This is a genomic window from Rhodopirellula sp. UBA1907 (assembly GCF_002337565.1).
GTDB classification, from domain to species: Bacteria; Planctomycetota; Planctomycetia; order Pirellulales; family Pirellulaceae; genus Rhodopirellula; species Rhodopirellula europaea.
In genome coordinates, this window is the sequence record NZ_DDGH01000003.1 from 42384 (window position 1) to 62204 (window position 19821).

Sequence of the window (19821 nt, forward strand, 5' to 3'; positions counted from 1 at the left end):
GGAATCGTTTCGCTCAGATCAGTCTTCGCGTTCAGCCTCAAACAACATCACCTTGCTGCCCTTTGGAGACTCGAACTTCTTCGGACGATCCGCACCGGGCAACGCGTAGCAGATTTCGAATTCATCGCCTTCTTCCATTTTGATGATTCCGAACGACTTCATCGGAGGCATCCCTTTCATCTCGGTTGTCATGTCGATGTGAACGGGCTTCTTCGTTTCATCGAGCGTGAACAAAGCTCGATAAACTTCGCGTTGCTCACGGTCATAGGTGACGATCATGTTCTTCTCGAACTTCATGATCGTTCCTTCCAGTTCCTCTTCCGGGATCTCCTCGCCTTGGTTGACTCCCTCTTCAACTTCCCAAACTCCCGCCAGTCGCTTGAGCATGGAATCGGTGTGCTCATCGGCTTGGACCGGAACAACTGGGGCAAATAAGAGACAAGGCAAAACGGCAAGCATTGCGTAGCGTGGCATGGGACGGATCCTTCTTAGATGTGATTGGATTGTTTTCATACTCGCCGAGGAAAGCTAAATGCCTTCGCATTGTCAGTCAGCGACTGCGTCGAGCGCACGCCTCGGGAAGTTGAACTTTCTTAACGTGCCAATCGAACGCAATCGCCATACCAGCTGGCAATTGCCGGACTCGATTTTTGCGTACGACCACACGAGCCAATCGCAATCGGTGCCGAAGACTGAATCAACGCGTCCCACTGAACGACGACCGACCAACGTGCTCTCGAAAGCACCGGCGAAGATCCGCAAACCCGTTTCAAACGACGTTGCCAAAGAAACGCTGACTCGGACCGACGAATCCCCCAACAGCGTTTTCGCCAACGCCCGCTATAGCCAAACCACGAACTATCACGGCGATTTTGAAATGCGAAGTCGTTTTGGCCCGCGAAATGCGTTTCTCTCCCTTCGCCATCTCAGACGAGATCGCAACCGAGACAACACACATCTAAAGGAGTTCAACCCATGGTTAATCGTCAAGAATTGCAGGGTCACTGGAACGAAGTCAAAGGCCGCTTGAAAGAGCATTGGGGCCAGCTGACCGAAGACGACCTGCAACAAGCTCGTGGTTCGGCTGAGCAGCTGGTCGGAGTCGTTCAACAAAAGACTGGTGCGACGCAAAACGAGATCGAAAAGTTTCTCGACAGCGTGTTGAGCCGGAACTTCACCGAGCAAGCATCCGAAACCGTTCAGCAATACAGCGACGCCGCCCAGGCCGCCGCAGCAGATGCCGCCGCCTACGCTCGGCAAAACTATCAACGCCTGGCATCGCAGTCTGGTGAGTACGGGGCCAAATTGGCCGACACCGTCCGTACACGTCCCGGCGAATCGTTGGCGATCGCGTTCGGACTCGGTATCGCCGCTGGTGCAATCCTGTTCTTCGGTAACAAGAAATAGTCATGGCGACCACGCTTGCAACGAAGAAACAATCCGCCGCGATCAAACAGCGAATGGCTGAGATCCGAACGGAGCTTCCCTATGAAGTTGACGATGCTCGCGTCCGAGTTCGGCAACTGACGGATTGGAAGTATCACATGTCGCGGCACCCATTGCCGATCCTGGCAGGTGTCGCGGCACTCGGATTCCTGGTCGTTCCCCACAAGCGAACGCCGGAGCGAATCATTATCCGCGAAACACCAAGCGGTACTGAGTCGACCCCCGCGCCAGCGAAGAAGGGTTTGGTAGCAGGCATTGCCGGAACCGTGATGACACTCGCGTTGAGGCAGGCCAGCTCCGTGGCTGCACAACAAATCAACCGCATCTTGACCAACCGAACATCCACATGATTGCTCCCGCACATTCGCGACCGCCCAGGCGCATTGAGTTTGACGAGGCTCTGCCCGAGTCTCGCCACGCCAACGCCGATGGCGAGTCGCCTAGCAAATTGAAATTCATCAACCAATCCGTTGCCAAGTACCCAACCGCATCGCTTGTTGCGGCTGGCGTCGTCGGCATCGCCCTTGGTTGGTTCGTAAAACGCCGACCTTCGTGATCGATATGCCCAACAACGCCAGCATCCAAAAAGTCTTGCGAGACGTTCTCGACCTGTGCGAACTGCAACTGCAATTGTTGTCAGTCGATGCACAAGCGGCGAAACGAAAGCTGACCAATGCCGCGATCTTCACCGCCGTCGCGGTTGCCTTGGCAGGCTCCGCACTGACCGTGTTGCTGGTCGGTTTCGGATTTTTGCTCGACGAGCTAACTGAACTTTCGACCGGCGGTGCTTTACTGACGCTCGCGGTCGCAACTTTCGTTGTTGTCGGCATTTTGATGTTCATCGCGGGCAAGGCGATTCAAGCCGCAACCGCAGCGATGTCTGAAACGAAGTCCGAATTGGCCGAGAACGTTCGCTGGCTGAAGGCCACGATGATCTCACCATCGACATCCCCGCGAAATCAAATGCGTCGCGAATCGTTCCAGAGTTTTCGCGAGCCACCTCACTATTACACACCCGACCCAGTCTCTCCCCTTTCTGAAAGGTAATCGTCATGAACGAAGCATCCACTCAACACAGTCAACCCGGCACCACGTCGAATCCTTCGGACATGAATGGCATGTCCGACCAGGCTCGCGTGGCTGCCGACCGAGTCACCGCTGGTGCAGTCGAGTTCGGCAAAGACGCCGCTCAGCACTACGTCAAAGAACCAGCCCAGGACCTCTTTGGCTTGGCCAAGGAATACGCCAAGGACCATCCCGATGTCGCCGCCTGCTGGGCATTCGGATTGGGCGTTATGGTCGGTTGGAAACTCAAACCGTAGTCACCAACGCGAACGCTCATAGCACCGTTTCATCAACGCGTTCCTTTTCGATCGCGTGACACAACACTCGCCAGAGCAATCCGAAACGGTTGCTCTTTTTTTAGGGAATTACTTCGATGCAAGAACAACTTGAACAGATCAAAGACCGCGCCGCGAACCTCTTCGACGATGAAGCGGATGGTCGCAACGCGGGTATCGGACAGGCCGAGAACATGATCGCATTTGCCGCCGCGATCGGATGCACGTTCATGGTTCGCCAAGGCTTGCAACTAGGTTGGAAAGCAGCCTTGAAACGCGATCCGCCCAAGAACCCAACTTCGCACGAAGTCGAGTGGCGTGAAGCGTTGCTTTGGGGCGCTGTGTCCGGTGCGATTGTGGGTGCCGCACGCATCGCATCTCGTCGTGCATCATCTTCGGCGTATCGGTCAATGCGGTCGGTATCATGATGACGACGGAAGACGTGCACGATCGGCTTGAGACCTTGTCGCGGAAACACGCGATCAAAATCCGAGAAGTTCGCCGCTACATCCACCGCTATCCTGAACTCTCCGGCTACGAGTATCGAACGACCGAGTTCCTGGCGGAGATCATTTCCGACCTCGGACTCAAGCCAACCCTCGCGGAAGACAACCGAGGCTTGTTCGTCGACATCGGCGAACCCAGAGAACTCGGACGAACCGCAATTCGTGCGGACATCGATGCGTTGCCGATTCAGACGATGGTCCAGCACCCGTACGCGAGTGGCACGGATCAGGTGATGCACGCATGTGGTCACGACGCGCATGCCGCGATGGCATACGGCGCCGCTGCGATCCTGACCGAACTTGCCAGCGAAGGTATGGCGGTCAACAGCCGAATCATCTTCCAGCCGGCAGAAGAAACGAGCCGCGGTGGCCTGCACATGATTCGATCCGGTGCGTTGCAAGGCGTCCACTCGGCAATCGCATTGCATGTGGATCCAACTCGCCCCGTTGGCACGATCGGAGTTCGCGAAGGAGCCTTTACCGCGGGTTGCGATCTATTCACTGTCGAAATGTCCGGCCAAGGTGGTCACGGCGCACGTCCGCATCTCACCGGCGATCTCGTCGGTGCCGCGGCGCAGTGGGTGGTCGATATCTATCGACGAGTCCCGCGTGCGATTGATGCTCGCGATGCGGTCGTCATTAACGTTGGCAGCCTTCACACCGGCAACGCGCCCAACGTGGTGCCTTCATCGGCTTCGATCAGCGGAACGCTGCGAACACTGTCCTCGGAGAGTGCCGAGAAAGCAAAAGAGATGATGGCCGAGACCTCACGGTCAATCGCATCTATTCATTCCTGCCGCATTGATTTGGAATTTGGGCAGCACACGCCTCCCGTGATCAACGACGCGGCAATCGCGCGACGGCTTCGCAATGCTGGCATCGAAATTCTTGGTGAGGCCAACGTTCGCGACATCGCGCAGCCAAGCATGGGCGCCGAAGACTTTTCATTCATGGCCCAGCAAGTTCCCGCGGCAATGTTTCGGCTAGGTGTTGCCGGAATCGACGTCGGCAGCGAACCGCTCCACACACCCAAGTTCGACATTGATGAATCCGCATTGCCAATCGGCGCCAGCGTTCTGGCGTTGGCAGCGATCCTTGATGATCCCAGTGTGGCTTCCGCCTAGACCGCTCATCTCTTTCGTCTCATCCACTTCGTTTCTGTCCGGTCTGGTTTCCAATCGGCGGATCCTACATTGATCGGAGAACAACCGTGTCTTTCAAAGTCCCCACCGTTGGTGTTGAAGAAGAGTATCAGCTTGTTGATCCACAAAGCGGAGCATTGATACCGAACTGCAAAGAGGTCATGAGAACGATTCGTCGCAACGGTGGCTCCGAGGAAGCCCACTCAGAGATCCAACACGAATTGCATTTGAACCAAATCGAAATGGCGTCGGACGTTTGCAGCTCACTGGAAGAAGTCCGTGACGCTCTCACGCAAACACGACGAATGCTGATTGACGCGGCTCGCTCGAATGAATCGGAGCTGGCGTCCGCTGGCACAAACCCGTTGCCGATCCCTGCGGACGAAGCGTTGACTCCGAAGGATCGCTATCAAGCGATGACGGATCGGTACCAGCAAATTGCTCGAGATCTGTTCATCTTCGGCTGCCACGTGCACGTCGCGATGGAAGACCGCGAACTCGGCATCCAAGTCATGAATCGTTGCCGTCGTTGGCTTCCCATTTTGCAAGCGATCACTGCGAATTCACCTTTCTGGGATGGCGTCGACACTGGCTATGCGAGTTATCGTCGCGAGCTTTGGGCACAGTGGCCAATGGCGGGCCCACCAGCCCACTTTGATTCGTTGGCCGATTATCAAAGCTGCGTGGATGACTTGGTTGCTTGCGGAGCGATCAAAGACGAGAGTTTTCTGTATTGGGACATTCGCCTACCCACTCGTGTTCCCACGATCGAGTTTCGAGCCGCCGACGTGATGACTCGGGTTGAGGAAACGGTGGGTTACGTCGGCATGATCCGCGCAATCGTGATGCTTGCGGTCTCCGAAGAGGAACTGGGCAAACCGATCGCCTCGATTCGCCCCTCCGTTTTGTCCTACGCGATCTGGCACGCGGCCCGCTATGGGATGAACGATCAACTCGTTGACCCTGAATCTTGCGAGATGGTTCCCGCGTCGGAACTACTCAATCGCCTGATGACCGCACTCGATCCTGCACTCAAAGCGACCGGCGAGGCCCGTCCGGTCGAAGCATTCGCAAACGAGTTGATCAAATCGGGAACGGGTGCTGATCGTCAGAGGCGAGGCGGAGAATTGAGCAGTGTGGTCGCTAGCGTAGTCTCCGAAACCGTCCCATCCGCCATCCTCGCTTGATCGTTGGCCCGAAAATTGCTCGGCCATCAACCAAACTGATCGACAAACGATTCTTCAAACGATAATCTTTCACACTGGGTGATCTCCTATGGCAGCAGGCACCGCTCTCCAAGCCCCTCACAATGAGACGGGGGCCCAATCCGCACCTCGCTCAAAGTGGTCCAAATCCATGCCCAACCTACTCGTCATTGACGACGATCGCACCATCTTAGCTCTCGCTGAGAAGGCGCTGGCTCCCATTGCCGACGTGTCGGTCGCCGCGAATGCCGCAGACGGTTTAGGACTGCTTCGCGAAGGCGAATTCGATGCGGTGCTTCTGGACATTCAGCTTCCCGATCAAAACGGATTGGCCGTCTATTGCGAAATTCGCGAGCATGATCGTCGCATTCCAGTGATCTTCATGACTGTCGAAGCGGCCAGCAACACCGCGATCGAAGCGATGCAGTTGGGCGCCTTCGACTACATCGCGAAACCATTGAACGTCGAGTCACTTCGCGACCTCGTTGAGAAAGCGATCGAGCAGCGACAGATCAGCAGCGTTCCAGTTGCGATCTCGGCTGACGACGAAGGTGGCGATCAATCGGCCGAACTGTTCATCGGTCGTTCACCAGTCATGCTGGATGTTTTCAAAGCAGTCGGGAAGGTTGCCAAGCAAGATGTGCCGATCTTGGTTCGTGGCGAAAGCGGGACGGGGAAGGAACTCGTTGCTCGAGCGCTTTTCCAATACAGCCATCGACGCGATGAGACGTTCCTGGCGGTGAACTGTGCCGCTCTACCAGATAATTTGCTCGAAAGCGAATTGTTCGGTCACGAGAAGGGTGCCTTCACCGGAGCTGAGTCACGCCGGATCGGTAAGTTCGAACAGTGCAATGGCGGCACGCTGTTCTTGGACGAAATCGGAGACATGGCCCCCACCGTCCAAGCAAAAGTTCTTCGCGTTCTGCAGGAACAACGCTTCGAGCGAGTCGGTGGCAACAAAGAACTAACAACGAACGTTCGAATCATCGCCGCGACCAACCGACCACTCGAACAAATGGTGGAAGACGGCGACTATCGCGAAGACCTGCTGTATCGACTCAATGGTGTCACCATCGAGTTGCCGCCTCTTCGCGATCGATTGAGCGACGTGCCCGCGTTGATTCGGTTCTTCCTAGCACAAGCAAAGGTCGAGTTCAACAAACCAGATCTGGAAGGCTTGTCACCGGAAGCGGTCGATTTGCTGACAGTTTACGATTGGCCCGGAAACGTTCGACAATTGCGAGCGGTTATTCGTCGATGCGTTTTGGACACGGTGATGCCCGTCATCACACCTGACACATTGCCCGATGCAATTGCTGGTTCGCGACACAGCGGAGGCAAATCGGAATCCGACAAAACCGACAAGCTCGAAAATGAAGGTCCAGGAAGTCAACTGCCACAATTGGTCCAGCGTCTGCTGAAAGAAAAGTCGACCAATGTATATGGCGAATCAATGGAGTACATGGAACGCTTTGTGATCCTGCAGGTGCTTCAAGCCACTGACGGAAACCAAAGCCAAGCAGCTGAGATTCTCGGAATTACCCGCGGAAAACTTCGCGACAGAATCAACTCCTACAACATCGTGCTGAAAAGCGACGTTGCAGTTGAGTCCTGATCAGGCAATCGCGCGACGCCGCTTTGACGGCGTCGCCCAGCGTTGCTAGTTCGCGAAAGAGTTCGTTGAATCGCGATACAAACGAACTTCCCACACCTTCCTTCCAGAGATCGGCATTCGCTCGATCGACTATCCCCACCCGCTTTCCCATGACCGAAGCCCAACGCCAACGCTTCGCCGCGGCTCTTCAGCGAGTTGCCGGTGACGAAGACATGCTCGTGATGCTCGCCAGCATTGCAGCCGAAGATGGACCTCCGATGCTGAAGCAGGTGCACACGCACGTCGAGAGCCTTGAACTGAGCGAAGCCGCTCGAGTCGGACACGCGCTCAAGGGTCTGCTGAGCACGTTTGAAAGCGGCCCACCCGTTGATGAACTGCAGCCGATGATTGATGCCGCACGAAAAGACGATGGCAACGCCACGCAGCTCGCCCACGCCTCGGTTTCGCCAAAGTTAGAACAGCTGCTAGGCGAGATTGAAGAACTCGCCGGAACCGGAAAATGACCGGCTAGCGACAGGCGATTGTTGCTAAGCCAGGTTGATAGCGAGGCGGTCGCTCTCTGCGCAGCAACGGAGCTTTTCCCGTTGCGTGGCGACTCGCCCAAGTTCGCGTCGCACCTAGATTGAGGCCGATTGGATGCGGTGGCGTCTCAGTCTCGCGGACCGTGGACGCCGAACGCATCGCGGTAAACCGTTCGCCTAGTTAGCTGACCACATGATCAATGCCACGACGCCGGAGACGACGGCGAGCACCGCGAGGTAGCTCAGTGCGACGAAGATGAATGGTGTTCCGGGAGCTTGTTCGCCGAGCGGACGCTCGTTTTCGGTCACAGCTTTTTTTGTTTCTTCAATGATGCCAGTGTCGTTGGCCATGATCAAATCCTTCGTTCGAGTGCGTCCCCGCAGACAGCCGGGACATCGATTGAACAACAGACGCAACGACTGTGCCAATCGGCCCGCAATTCTCATCTGGCTGCGAAAATGGAAGCTGACATGTCTCAGTTGCCCGTTCCCGCCTCACGATCCGCATCGGCCGGTAACCGAGCAATTCCTTCAAACTGAGCGTCTGTTGGTTAATTTGGAACCACCCCTCGTATTTGAAGCATTTGCGGAGCCGGAAAATTTTCCTGTCAAAACCCCGTGAATTCGCCTACACCAAATGAAATGCACCTAACTTGAGCCGAAAACGAGAATTTGCGGTATGTCGTTTGCGTTCAATTCCGCTCAAACAATTGCTCCCTCGTTGCACGGAAGAAAACGATGTTGGTACTGAGTCGAAAAGTTGGCGAAAAATTGGTCATTGGCGATAATGTGGTCGTCACTGTGTCGAAGATCAGCGGCAACCGAGTCTCGATTGCGATTGACGCTCCCCGTGAAGTTTCGATTCAGCGAGGAGAGCTTGCCAGCGAACCAGTCGCAACGCGATCCGCTCAACAAGGCGGAACCGCCGCTGCCTCAGTTCATGTTGCCGCGCACCACGCGTGAGCCCGCTAAGCTGCGACAATCTTGAATATGCTTTCATCAGGGTATCGACGCCCTAGCTCGAAAGCGACCTTGTTCCATCCTCGGAGGAATTGCGGCATCGGTGCGTCGATCCATCGTTGCGATATTTGAGAAACGGAATCGCCAGCTTCGCTTACAATCCGCATGGTAGCGACTTGACCCCTGCATCCGCTTCGCCAGGCAAAAAATCTGCTTGTATTGCCCGCCACTCTGGCTGTTGGCAATCTCTGACGTTGCAGGAAGACCGCACGCGCGGTGAACATCGCTTCAAATCCTTCCAAGATGCATCGAAGCCGGTCATCCGCTCCTCTCGCGGGTTGCTCCCCACAAACCTCGCGGCCCTCCAAAGCAAGTCGCGAAAAAACATTGCTTGAGTTTGCTACAAGCTGAACGGTCGCGAGTCAAAAGCATCCTCGGCGATGCCGCTCAGCAGACCCTATCTGAGCAACAGCCTTCTCAATTCTGAAATGAAGCTCCTTGTTTGCTGCCCAGCGTTCGTGACGTTGTTTGACACGTGCAGTCAGTGTTTTTCAAGCATGAAATAGAAAACCACCAGCGACGTGCGATGCCCGCCTGCTCGTGAAACCGTGGCGTTATCGAACCTTGGCACACCGTTTGCCTTTCTTGTTCATCCGCGGCAATGACGCGAAACACTTAACTCGATCGGGCGACAAGCCGCTTGCTCGGTCCAATTCAAATTGAGAACCAAATGAACAAGACATTTTTGATGACGCTGCTTTCGCTTTCGCTGGGCTTTGCAACCGTTGGTTGTGATGTTGAGAAAACACGTGAGGGCGAGATGCCCGACGTGGACGTCGACGGTGGTCAACTGCCTGGCTACGACGTGGACGGCCCCGAAGTCGACGTGACGACCGAGGAAAGCAAGGTCAAGGTTCCCGACGTGGACGTGGACATGGAAGAAAAGACCATCACCACGCCTGACGTTGACATCGACCTTCCCGCGGACGAGTGATCAACGCATTGACCATCCGCGGCTTACCAAGCATGCGGAAGGTCCTGTGCTAACGAACTCTATCCCCATTCAAGGAGATTGACATGACGACTGCTGTAAAGAATGAAAACACCGTGCTGAAGGTGATTCTCGCGATCCTGCTCCCGCCACTTGCCGTTTACATGGACAAGGGCGTTGGAACTCAGTTCCTGCTGAACATCGTGCTGACACTGGTTGGTTTCTGGATCATCGGAATCATCCACGCGTTGTTGGTCGTGCTGTAGGCCGAGACCTCCACGCAGAAGATGACAAAATCGAATTGGGCGACCCGGTGGTGTAACGAATCACTTAGTCGCCCTTTTCTATTTCCCTCCGCACCCACGCCACTCAACCAGGATGGACTCAGATGTTTGAAAAGTGGATTGACATCTCGTCAACCGAGATCGCCGGCATTTTGCTCACGGCAGTCTTCGCCTATGGAGCGGTGCTGGCGTACACACGTGTGACCGGACTGAGAAGTTTCTCCAAGATGTCCGCACCCGACTTCGCAATGACAATCGCGACCGGTTCGATACTCGGTGCGACCATCACGCAGCCGTCACCGACGCTGTTCATGGGAGCACTCTCGCTGCTTGCGTTGTTTACGATCCAGTGGACGATCGCCTTCTTGCGTCGCCGATCCAGCAAGTTCAGCGATTGCATCGATAATCAACCGGTCTTGCTGATGGCCGGCTCAACAATTCTTCATGAAAATCTCCGTCGGGCCAACCTAACGGAAAACGATTTAATGGGAAAACTACGGGAAGCCAACGCGTGCAACTTCAACCAAGTTCTAGCGGTTGTCTTCGAAACGACCGGTGACATTTCCGTCCTTCACTCATCCACAGACACGCCCGTCGATCCGTGGATACTTCAAAACGTCTACGATGCAGAACGACTGAACTCGAATTGATTTCGAATTGGATCATCGATCCTGGTCAGGCTTTGACCAGCGTTCTCAAACCAATTTCCTGAGTCCCGAAAGGTGACAAGATGTCGACCGCATTCAACGTCCTGATCTATTTGCTGTTCGGCGTGTTGGTTTTCGGCTCTCTCGCACCGCTGAGCTCTCATCCGCATTGGTTCATTCGAGGATGGGATTTTCCGCGTGTCCAGATTGTTTTGATCGCGGTGTTGGCGGCAATTGCATTTGTTGCCGTCAACATGGTCAATTCGCGAGCTCCCGCGATCAGCTGCATCTCCATTTCCATCCTGGCAACTGCGATTGCCGGTTGGCATTTGTTCCGCATCATCCCCTACACAATTCTCTCCAAGACTCAGGCGACGACGTGGGACGTTGTCCAGGAAGACGAGGAATCCGCTAGCCAACGTCGCTTTCGATTGTTGGTGACTAACGTTGAAATGGAAAACGATCGTTTCGAACAATGGTCGAAAGTGGTCCGGGACACCGACGTCGACATGGTGATTGCAGCGGAAATCGATGATCGTTGGAAACCAACATTGGAAAAGCTTAAGTCGATCTTCCCGCATCAGATTATCTATCCACAGGACAATTGGTACGGCATGGCGATGCTATCGCGCCTGCCGATTCGCGAAAGCGAAATACGCTTCCGAATTCAGGACGACATTCCGTCGATTGACGCGATGGTCGAACTGCCCAGCGGCGACGAAATTCGCGTGATCGGAGTTCACCCACGACCGCCCGAACCCATCCGCGACAACGATGCGACGGCAAGAGATGCTGAATTGGTCATCTGGGGAAAAGAATTGGCGGAAGATGATCGTCCCATCGTGATCGGTGGCGACTTGAACGACGTTGCGTGGTCTCCCTCCACGCGATTGTTTCTACGACTCAGCCAATTGCTGGATCCCCGCCGTGGCCGTGGTTTCTTCAATTCATTCCACGCCGACCACGTTTGGATGCGTTTCCCATTGGACCACGTCTTTCACTCCACGCACTTTGGCGTCCGTGATCTACAGCGTTTGGGTCACGTCGGTTCCGATCACTTTCCGATTTTGATCGATCTGCAACTGCAACCAGTGCTGAAACAAGAGCAAGAACCTTTGGAAGAGAAGGCCAGCGACGAAGAAGAAGCGGAAGAGAAGTTGCAGCGAGCCGTCGAATCAGAAGAAATCGGCATGTCGTCCATGCCGCTGTCTACGCGAACGCCCGCGATCGGCTGAGCGATGCAGGAATCAAGCGACCATCCGGCGACGCCCCGCCAAAGAGCGACCGCGTACGGCGTGCATGTGCTGACCGCGTCTGGGATCCTTCCTGCGTCGCTGGCAATGCATGAAATCATCCAGCCCGATTGCGATCCGCGACGCGTGTTCGTTTGGCTGCTTTTGACCACGTTCATTGACGCGATTGATGGGCCGCTTGCTCGCCGGTTCCGAGTGAAAACGCTCGCGCAATCGATCGACGGTCGAACCATCGATGACCTACTCGACTACATCACCTTTGCGTTCATTCCCTTGATGCTAGTTTGGCGAATGAATTGGCTCCCCGCAGGACTTGGTTTCACCGTCGCAATCGCGATGGGAGCCAGCTTGTTTGGGTTCGCACACCAAAACGCCAAGGACGAATCCAACGGGTTCTTTCGCGGGTTCCCCTCGTACTGGAATGTGGCCGCGTTTTACGCTGGCTTGTTGCACCATTGGTTGGGGCCGTGGCCAGTCGCGATCATGATCTGGTTATTGGCCGTTTTGACCGTCACTCCAATCTGGCTGATCTACCCCAACCTCGCCCCGGCAAAGCATCGAACTTGGTTGTTGTCCGGAGCCGGTATCTGGGCGTTGCTGCTTGTTGCCATGTTGCCGTTGTATCCGCATCCACCAGCTTGGATGGTTTTGGTTTCGCTCGTCTATCCCATCTTGTACTCTGCGGCGTCTTACGGCTTGTGGCGAAATCGAACGTCGAAGGCGAAAGAGTCGACGGATCCGCAGGCTTCTTCGCGAAAGCATTCTGCGACATCGTGACAAGGACCGCTGTTGCGACGAATATAGCGGCCCGATCTTGGACGATAGACCGATTTGGCACATTGTTCGCAACGTCGGTCGCAAGTTATCCCCACCCCCACGAGTATTTATGCCAACCACACCGCCCCACGACCCTGACCAATCTCGAAGGTGCGTGATTGCGGACGACGTTCGCGTCATCCGAGAACAACTGGGACAATGGATGCGAGAACTCGGCTACTCGGTCGTGCATGCATCCTGTGGTGCAACGGCCCTGGCTGAACTCCGCCGTCAATCACCTGACATCGTGATCGCCGACATCGATATGCCGCATCTCAGCGGATTGCATTTGCTGCAGACGGTGCGATCGGATGCTGATCCGAAAGTCGCCGCGATTCCCGTCATCGTCTCCAGCAGCTTGGAAGACGGAGAGATCCAGCGGATGGTCGGGACCCTGGGTGGAAGCGCTTACCTGAAGAAGCCAGTTTCAAAGGAACAGTTGTGTGCGTGCGTGAATTACCTGACGCAGGGAAATGCAACGATTCCGCTCGGTGAGAACACGTCCGCGTCACACTCGGTGTCAGCACGTTTTCGCCGCATCGCGTCCGAATTCCGCGAGTTCTGATTGCCAGCCTTCCGCGTAACCTCGCTTACACCTCACACATCGGTGCGATGCACGAAACGGAGTCACACTGATCGAATGGCGATCACGCGTGTGAATCTGCAAAACTGCATACGAACGCGACCGGTACGCGACGAAACGGAATAGTTGCCGTATTTGATATCACCATCCAGGCTTCTTCCAAGCATCTCGCCGGATTCGCGGGAGGCAGGCTGTTAGATTGACAGTGCTTCCCGCCTTCTTACACTGGAACGGCACTTCGTTTGCTAGGGTGCCTAGTCGTTCGGACCGGTCGTTTTGCGTCCTTTTCGACCAGGTAGAGACGACCCTGCGATTCACTCTTTGTTGATACCAAATTCATTGGCTTCTCGCCCGGTGCACAACTCGCCATGAGTGAAGGGTGCCTACAGACGGCAACCTGTCCTTCCACACCATCATCTATGGCTGACACCAAAGCTTCCCAGAATGTTTCGTTCGGCTCGGAATCCGAGAACGAAGTTGCCTCATCAGCCTCAAACGGACCGCAGCAGCATGTCGTCGGCATCGGCGCCTCGGCCGGAGGGCTCGAAGCACTGGAACAACTCTTCGGCAAAATGCCGGTCGCCACGGGGATGTCATTCGTTGTCGTCCAGCACCTGTCGCCAGACTTCAAAAGCCACATGGATGAACTGCTTCGGCGAGTCACCGACATCCCGGTCGAAGTTGTTGATAACGGTGTCGAGGTTCAACCGGATACGATCTATCTGATTCCCGCCAGGAAAGAGATGGTCATCAGCAACGGCAAGTTGTTGCTGACCGATCGTGGCAGCGAGAAGATCCTGACTCATCCCATCGACCAATTCTTGCGATCACTCGCACAAGACCTAGGTAACCGAGCGATCGGAATCGTTCTATCCGGCACCGGCAGCGACGGATCGCGAGGCGTGGTCGAGATCAGCAACAACGGCGGCTTGGTGGTCATCCAAGATCCGGAAACATGCAAGTTCGATTCGATGCCAATGAACGCCCGCAACACAGGGCACGTCGACCTTGAACTGGCTCCCGACAAAATGGGAGAGGCCTTGCAACAGTACTTATTCGATGGCCAAAGTCCCAAAGCCGACCGATCAGTTCCGATCGAGGAGATCCAACGGTCTGGATTGGACCGTGTGTTTCAACTGCTGAAGAAAAACCACGGCATCAACTTCAATCACTACAAGTCAGGCACCGTGCATCGCCGAATTCAACGGCGAATGGATTTGTTGCATCTCGATAGCCTGACCGAATACGTCGACCACATTAACGAGAACGCTGATGAAGTGAACGAGCTCTATCGCGATCTGCTGATTGGCGTGACAAAGTTTTTTCGTGACCGCGATGCTTTCGATGCTCTTGAACAACGCGTCATCCCCGAACTGATCGAAAAAGCCAAAGACACGATCCGCATTTGGGTTTGCGGATGCGCAACCGGTGAGGAAGCTTACACCATTGCCATGTTGATGCGTGAGGGCATCGAGCGATCCGATCGACAAATCGATTTCAAAATGTTCGCGACGGATCCGCACCGAGGTTCTCTGCAAATCGCGGCGGCGGGATCCTATTCAGACGCTCAGATGAGCGAAGTATCGGAGGAACGCCGGAAACGCTTTTTCACCAAGTTCGAATCCGGCTATGTGGTCAAGGACCAGCTTCGCCGGAGCGTGGTGTTTGCGGCGCAGAACGTGATCAATGATCCACCGTTCACGCAAATGGATCTGGTGTCTTGCAGGAACATGTTGATCTACCTGCAATCACCCGCTCAACGAAAAACCCTCTCGCTGTTTCATTTTTCCCTCAAAGCCAACGGAGTTTTATTCTTGGGCCCCAGTGAGAGTGTGGGCGATATCGGCGACGAGTTTGATGCGATCAACACGCAGTGGAAGCTCTTTCGCAAACGACGCGACGTTCGCCTGCCGATCGAGTTGCGAATGCCCTTGCCCAATCAGACTGTTTCACCGGCAATGCCGCAGACACCTTCTATCGTTGAGCCCCCGCCCCAACGGCGCAATGAAAACCTGCTCGAAATCTACAACGTCTTGTTGTCGAACAAGATGCCACCCAGCTTGGTGATCGATACTGACTACCGGATTATTCATGTCTTCCCGGGTGCCAATCGATACCTGACCGTTCCAAGCGGGATCCCGTCGGACAATATCCTTGACATGGTGCCCAGGGAGTTGCGTGCATCAATCGGTGCCGCGGTTACGCAAGCGATGAAGCAACAGAGTGCCGTCCACTACCAAGGCATTCCGTCACCCGTCGATGGCCCCAACCATGTTTTGGAATTGATCGTTGAGCCATACCACGTTCCAAAGTTGGCATCATCCTGCGTACTGATTCAATTCAAAGCATCTGAAGCACGCACGGCGTTGGGCGACGCACTGAGGACAAGCGAAAGTTCCGACCAATCAGAAGGCACGTTGCTGGACTTTTCCTCCGCGGCACATTCACGAATCGAAGATCTAGAGCAAGAGCTCAGCTTCAATCGGCAAAACTTGCAGGCCACCATTGAAGAGCTGGAAACTTCCAACGAAGAGTTGCAAGCGACCAATGAAGAAATGGTCGCCAGCAATGAAGAACTGCAAAGCACCAACGAGGAACTGCAAAGCGTCAACGAAGAACTCTATTCGGTCAACGCAGAACTCCAAGTTCGCGTGAACGAAGTGAACGAAGCCAATGCCGACATGGTCAACCTGTTGGCAACCACTCGTGTCGGCGTCGTTTTCTTGGACGACGAACTACGAGTTCGCCGAGTCACTCCCGAAATTTCTCGTTTGCTATCGATCGAACCAAACAATTTGGGACGCTCCTTTGAGTCCTTCATCCACCCGATCCAGGACGACCAGTTCCTCGATCGCGTCCGACAAGCTCGCGACGAACGAGTCGAATTGGAATGGGAAGTCAATTGCCGAGATTCGTCCTACTTGGTCCGTGCGCTTCCGTACCTTCGAAACTCCGAGATCAATGGAGTGGTGATCGCGTTCGTGGATGTCAACAGTCTCCGTCGAGCCGAACGCGACGTACTGAAGTTCAAGTTCATGGCGGACCAGAACATCGACGCGTTGGTTTTGCTCGATGAAAAAGGAAAGATCAGCTACGCCAATCGCAAAATGTGCGAGCAACTGGGCTATTCAAACGAAGAGATTGTCGGGCAGCAACTCTCACAATTCAAATCGGAAACCGACCCTAAATCGTACGAAGACCGGATCGAGACCGCTCATGCAAAAGGTGGCAATCTGTTCGAGTCTTGGCTGCAACAACGCGACGGAACAGAGTTTCCCGTCGAAGTGGCTCTTACACCAGTGCTGTTGCAAGGCAAACAACTTTTGTTTGCATCGATCCGGGACATCACCCTTCGCAAGTCCCATGAATCGCAGATGCGACTGCTCAGTGAGGCGGTCCAGTCAGCTGCCAACGGCATCGTGATCACCGACTGCTCTCGCGAAGACCATCCGATCACGTTTGTGAACAAGGGCTTCACTGACATGACCGGATTCTCCGAGCAGGAGATCATTGGTCGCAATTGCAGGTTCCTACAGGGCGAACACACTGACGACGAAACAGTCCTCCGAATCCGCCGGGCTCTCGCACGCGGTGAATCGGTCCGCGAACTGATCAAGAACTATCGCAAGAACGGCGAGGCATTCTGGAATGATCTCTACATCACTCCGGTCCACGACGAGAACGACACGCTGACACACTTTGTTGGCGTTCAAAACGACGTGACCGAACGCATTGAAGCGGCTCGGCAAACGGAGACGAACGAACGGACGATTCGGTTGCTGCTGGATTCCACGGCCGAAGGATTGTTTGGTTTAGACGTCGATGGCAAATGCACTTTCAGCAATGAAAAAGCGGCCCGAATGCTTGGCTACGAACACGGAAGTCAGATCGATGGAAGGGAGCTCGTGGATCTTGCTCAACCATGCGGTCCCGATCGGCATCCTCTCGAGAAAGAGTCCTTGCAGATTCTTCATGCGGTCCGAAACGGGGAAGCGATCAATCGATACGACGAACGGTTCTGCCGCAAAGACGGCGAAAGCTTCCCTGTCGAATATTGGTGTCACCCAATCCACGAAGACGGCAAAATTGTCGGCGCGGTCGTGACCTTCGTGGATATCCAAGAGCGACTGCAGGTTGAGAACGAACTGCGGGAAGCAAAGCTTGCCGCTGATGCGGCCAACGAAGCGAAGAGTCACTTCCTGGCCAACATGAGTCACGAACTTCGCACGCCATTGTCGGCCATTCTCGGATTCACAAAGATTCTGCAGGAAGACCCTGACGAAGGCACCATCCAAGAATACCTCTCAACGATCCAGCGCAACGGAGACTACTTGCTTCGTTTGCTCGGCGACGTCCTGGACTTGTCTCGCATCGAAGCGAACAAATTCACCACCGCGACCAGCAGCGTCGCGTTGGGTGAACTGCTGGCTGACATTTTCGAAACGATGAAAATGCGAACCCAGGACTATCAAAACACGCTTCATTTCGACGTCAGCGAACCACTGCCGAGAACGATCACGACGGACTCAGCTCGACTGCGTCAGATCATGATCAACCTGATTGCCAACGCGATTAAGTTCACGCCGAAGGGACGAGTCGAAGTCGTGGTGCGATCCGAAAAGATCGACGACCAATCGTTCCTACTTTTGAAGGTGATCGATGACGGAATTGGAATCGCAGACGAGAAATTGCGAACGTTGTTCGAGCCATTTGTCCAAGCGGACGCGACCATTTCGAATCGCTTTGGCGGAACCGGACTCGGACTCAGCATCACCAAACGCCTCACCAATGCGTTGGGCGGGACGATCCAAGTCAGCAGCACCGAAGGCGAAGGCAGTGAGTTCACGATCCGATTGCCAGTCGATCCCGTCGGCAAGATGGACCAACTGACCATCGAATTGACCGAGGAAAAAGACACCGACAATTCCAAGACGTCTCTCGATCAAAACATCCAGCTCAACGCTCGAGTCCTGATCGCGGATGACATGCGAGATGTTCGCTTCGTGGCCCAACACTTCTTGAAGAAAGCGGGCTGTGAAGTGGAGGTTGCTGAAAATGGACGCCAAGCCGTCGACATGGTCGTGGCGGCAAACAAAGACGGCAAGCCGTTCGAGCTTTGTCTGATGGACATGCAAATGCCCGAACTGGATGGTTTGGGGGCCGTGAGAGAATTGCGTGAGCGCGGGATCGAATTGCCAGTGATTGCGTTGACGGCGGATGCGATGAAGGGCACCCGTCGCCGCTTGATCAGCGAAGGCTTTGACGAATACCTCAGCAAACCGCTGAAGGTCAACCGTTTGCTACGAATCGCGAAAGGTTTGCTGGACGCCTGAGAACGGCCTCAGATTTGCTTTGCATGGGAGCTTTCAACGTTCCCGATCACAACAAAGCATTCATGTCTGAACCGAAACCGGAATCCTTCCAAGCGGACCTGCGTAGCTGGCTCACTCGAACCGCATCTTCCGCCGATGATGTCGCCGACATGGCGATCCGGCGAATCCGAAAACGCTGGGGTCGCAGCGGCGTGCCCCAAATTCAAACCTACACCGGATTCGCGACGGCTGACACGATTCATCTTCGAGGACGGGTTCTCAGCAACCCACCTTTGGATCCAGACTTCCACAACGATCGCTGGTGGCAAAACCTGACGCACACTTGGCGTCGATTCGCCAGTGATGAGGTTCCCGGAGTCACGATCGAGGGATCATTCGCCGGCGTGACTGGCCAAACCATCAGCGACAGCGAAGGGTATTTCGAACTCGACATCCCACGCACTGCCGACAACAGCGAGTTTGCGTTCTGGATGCCAGCACAACTCGCAATCGTGGACGACGATCGAGTCTCACCTTTGGAGTCGCTTTCCGTTTGCGACGTCATGCACGTTTCATCCGAAGCGAAGTATGCCGTCGTCAGCGATGTCGACGACACGATCCTTCGGACGGGAGCCACCGACATCGGCACGATGGCGAAGCTAACCTTCTTTGGCAATGCGAGAACGAGGGCGCCGCTCGAAGGAGTCGCATCGCTGTACGAATGGATGCAACACGATGGCAAACGCTTTGGATCTCCCGTTAACCCAATCTTTTACGTTTCCTCTTCGCCGTGGAACCTCTACGACTTGCTGGAAGATTTCCTCGAACTCAACGCCATTCCGAAAGGCCCACTGTTCTTACGCGATCTTGGAATTGACGACGACAAATTCATCAAGCAAGGACACGATCGCAAGCTCGAACAAACTCGCAGACTGATGAACGCGTTCCCCAATTTGCCGTTCGTCTTGGTCGGTGACTCGGGACAAGAAGACGCTCGTCTCTACGCAACGGCAGCGGAAGAATTCGGACCCCGTATCCCCGCAATCTTCATCCGGGACATTGATCCAGAGACGATGAGTGACCATGACGAAAAGGTCGGCCGCTACGCCAAACAAAGCGCCGTGGCGGGTGTCCCAATGCATTTGGTCAAGGACAGCATCGAGGTCAGCGTGATCGCCGAGCGGCTCGGGCTGTTGTCGC

The 19821-nt window shown here is 55.0% G+C and carries 21 protein-coding genes; 19 read left to right on the plus strand and 2 right to left on the minus strand.

The genetic code is table 11. The features are described 5' to 3' along the window. Positions 1-18: 18 nt before the first annotated feature. Positions 19-474 carry a TIGR03067 domain-containing protein gene (locus B2R17_RS01270; protein WP_286762525.1) on the minus strand — a complete coding sequence of 152 codons (456 nt, stop codon included), beginning with the start codon at positions 472-474 and terminating at the stop codon, positions 19-21. Between the two features lie 501 nt (positions 475-975). On the opposite strand from B2R17_RS01270, the gene B2R17_RS01275 reads away from it, so the two are divergent. From B2R17_RS01275 to B2R17_RS01320, 10 genes are all read left to right on the plus strand, one after another. Beyond that, complete coding sequence (locus tag B2R17_RS01275) at positions 976-1407, plus strand: CsbD family protein (protein ID WP_008666929.1); 432 nt, start codon at positions 976-978, stop codon at positions 1405-1407. 2 nt (positions 1408-1409) lie between these two features. Then, complete coding sequence (locus tag B2R17_RS01280; protein WP_008661422.1) at positions 1410-1796, plus strand: hypothetical protein; 387 nt, start codon at positions 1410-1412, stop codon at positions 1794-1796. Then, positions 1793-2002, plus strand: coding sequence for a hypothetical protein (locus B2R17_RS01285; RefSeq protein ID WP_286762526.1), 210 nt, complete (start codon positions 1793-1795; stop codon positions 2000-2002). The genes B2R17_RS01280 and B2R17_RS01285 overlap by 4 nt, the downstream gene beginning before the upstream one ends. A gap of 5 nt (positions 2003-2007) precedes the next feature. Beyond that, a complete protein-coding gene (locus B2R17_RS01290) occupies positions 2008-2493 on the plus strand; it encodes a phage holin family protein (RefSeq protein ID WP_008661424.1) in 486 nt (161 codons plus the stop codon). A 5-nt stretch (positions 2494-2498) separates the two neighbouring features. Further along, positions 2499-2768, plus strand: a complete 270-nt coding sequence (locus B2R17_RS01295) for a hypothetical protein (protein ID WP_008666933.1) — start codon at positions 2499-2501, stop codon at positions 2766-2768. 116 nt (positions 2769-2884) lie between these two features. Then, positions 2885-3214: a DUF4235 domain-containing protein gene (locus B2R17_RS01300; protein ID WP_008661428.1), complete on the plus strand. Its 330-nt coding sequence runs from the start codon at positions 2885-2887 to the stop codon at positions 3212-3214. Beyond that, on the plus strand, positions 3211-4416 hold the full coding sequence (locus B2R17_RS01305; protein WP_286762527.1) for an amidohydrolase: 1206 nt from the start codon (positions 3211-3213) through the stop codon (positions 4414-4416). The genes B2R17_RS01300 and B2R17_RS01305 overlap by 4 nt, the downstream gene beginning before the upstream one ends. 86 nt (positions 4417-4502) lie before the next feature. Beyond that, a complete protein-coding gene (locus tag B2R17_RS01310) occupies positions 4503-5621 on the plus strand; it encodes a glutamate--cysteine ligase 2 (protein ID WP_286762528.1) in 1119 nt (372 codons plus the stop codon). Between the two features lie 169 nt (positions 5622-5790). Beyond that, a complete protein-coding gene (locus B2R17_RS01315; protein WP_286762529.1) occupies positions 5791-7254 on the plus strand; it encodes a sigma-54-dependent transcriptional regulator in 1464 nt (487 codons plus the stop codon). Positions 7255-7403: 149 nt separating this feature from the next. Then, positions 7404-7757 (plus strand): hypothetical protein, encoded by a 354-nt coding sequence (locus B2R17_RS01320; protein ID WP_008661436.1) that lies wholly within the window; start codon positions 7404-7406, stop codon positions 7755-7757. A 195-nt stretch (positions 7758-7952) separates the two neighbouring features. Here B2R17_RS01320 and B2R17_RS01325 read toward each other — a convergent pair whose 3' ends face one another. After that, on the minus strand, positions 7953-8126 hold the full coding sequence (locus tag B2R17_RS01325; protein WP_286762530.1) for a hypothetical protein: 174 nt from the start codon (positions 8124-8126) through the stop codon (positions 7953-7955). A gap of 387 nt (positions 8127-8513) precedes the next feature. Between B2R17_RS01325 and B2R17_RS01330 the strand changes: the two genes are divergently transcribed. From B2R17_RS01330 to B2R17_RS01370, 9 genes are all read left to right on the plus strand, one after another. Further along, a complete protein-coding gene (locus B2R17_RS01330) occupies positions 8514-8738 on the plus strand; it encodes a carbon storage regulator (protein WP_286762531.1) in 225 nt (74 codons plus the stop codon). 727 nt (positions 8739-9465) lie between these two features. Further along, entirely contained in the window at positions 9466-9729 is a 264-nt protein-coding gene (locus tag B2R17_RS01335) for a hypothetical protein (protein ID WP_008661442.1), read from the plus strand. Positions 9730-9812: 83 nt separating this feature from the next. Beyond that, entirely contained in the window at positions 9813-9992 is a 180-nt protein-coding gene (locus B2R17_RS01340; protein ID WP_008661443.1) for a YqaE/Pmp3 family membrane protein, read from the plus strand. Between the two features lie 122 nt (positions 9993-10114). Next, positions 10115-10660 (plus strand): DUF421 domain-containing protein, encoded by a 546-nt coding sequence (locus tag B2R17_RS01345; protein WP_286762532.1) that lies wholly within the window; start codon positions 10115-10117, stop codon positions 10658-10660. A gap of 80 nt (positions 10661-10740) precedes the next feature. After that, entirely contained in the window at positions 10741-11892 is a 1152-nt protein-coding gene (locus B2R17_RS01350) for an endonuclease/exonuclease/phosphatase family protein (protein ID WP_286762533.1), read from the plus strand. A 3-nt stretch (positions 11893-11895) separates the two neighbouring features. Continuing rightward, positions 11896-12687, plus strand: coding sequence for a CDP-alcohol phosphatidyltransferase family protein (locus tag B2R17_RS01355; protein WP_286762534.1), 792 nt, complete (start codon positions 11896-11898; stop codon positions 12685-12687). 154 nt (positions 12688-12841) lie between these two features. Beyond that, the gene (locus B2R17_RS01360) at positions 12842-13291 is read left to right on the plus strand and encodes a response regulator (protein ID WP_286762535.1); all 450 of its coding nucleotides are present in this window, start codon (positions 12842-12844) and stop codon (positions 13289-13291) included. A 437-nt stretch (positions 13292-13728) separates the two neighbouring features. Further along, positions 13729-18642, plus strand: a complete 4914-nt coding sequence (locus tag B2R17_RS01365; RefSeq protein WP_286762536.1) for a PAS domain S-box protein — start codon at positions 13729-13731, stop codon at positions 18640-18642. Positions 18643-18665: 23 nt separating this feature from the next. Then, a partial coding sequence (locus tag B2R17_RS01370) for an App1 family protein (RefSeq protein WP_286762537.1) occupies positions 18666-19821 on the plus strand: 1156 nt, incomplete at its 3' end.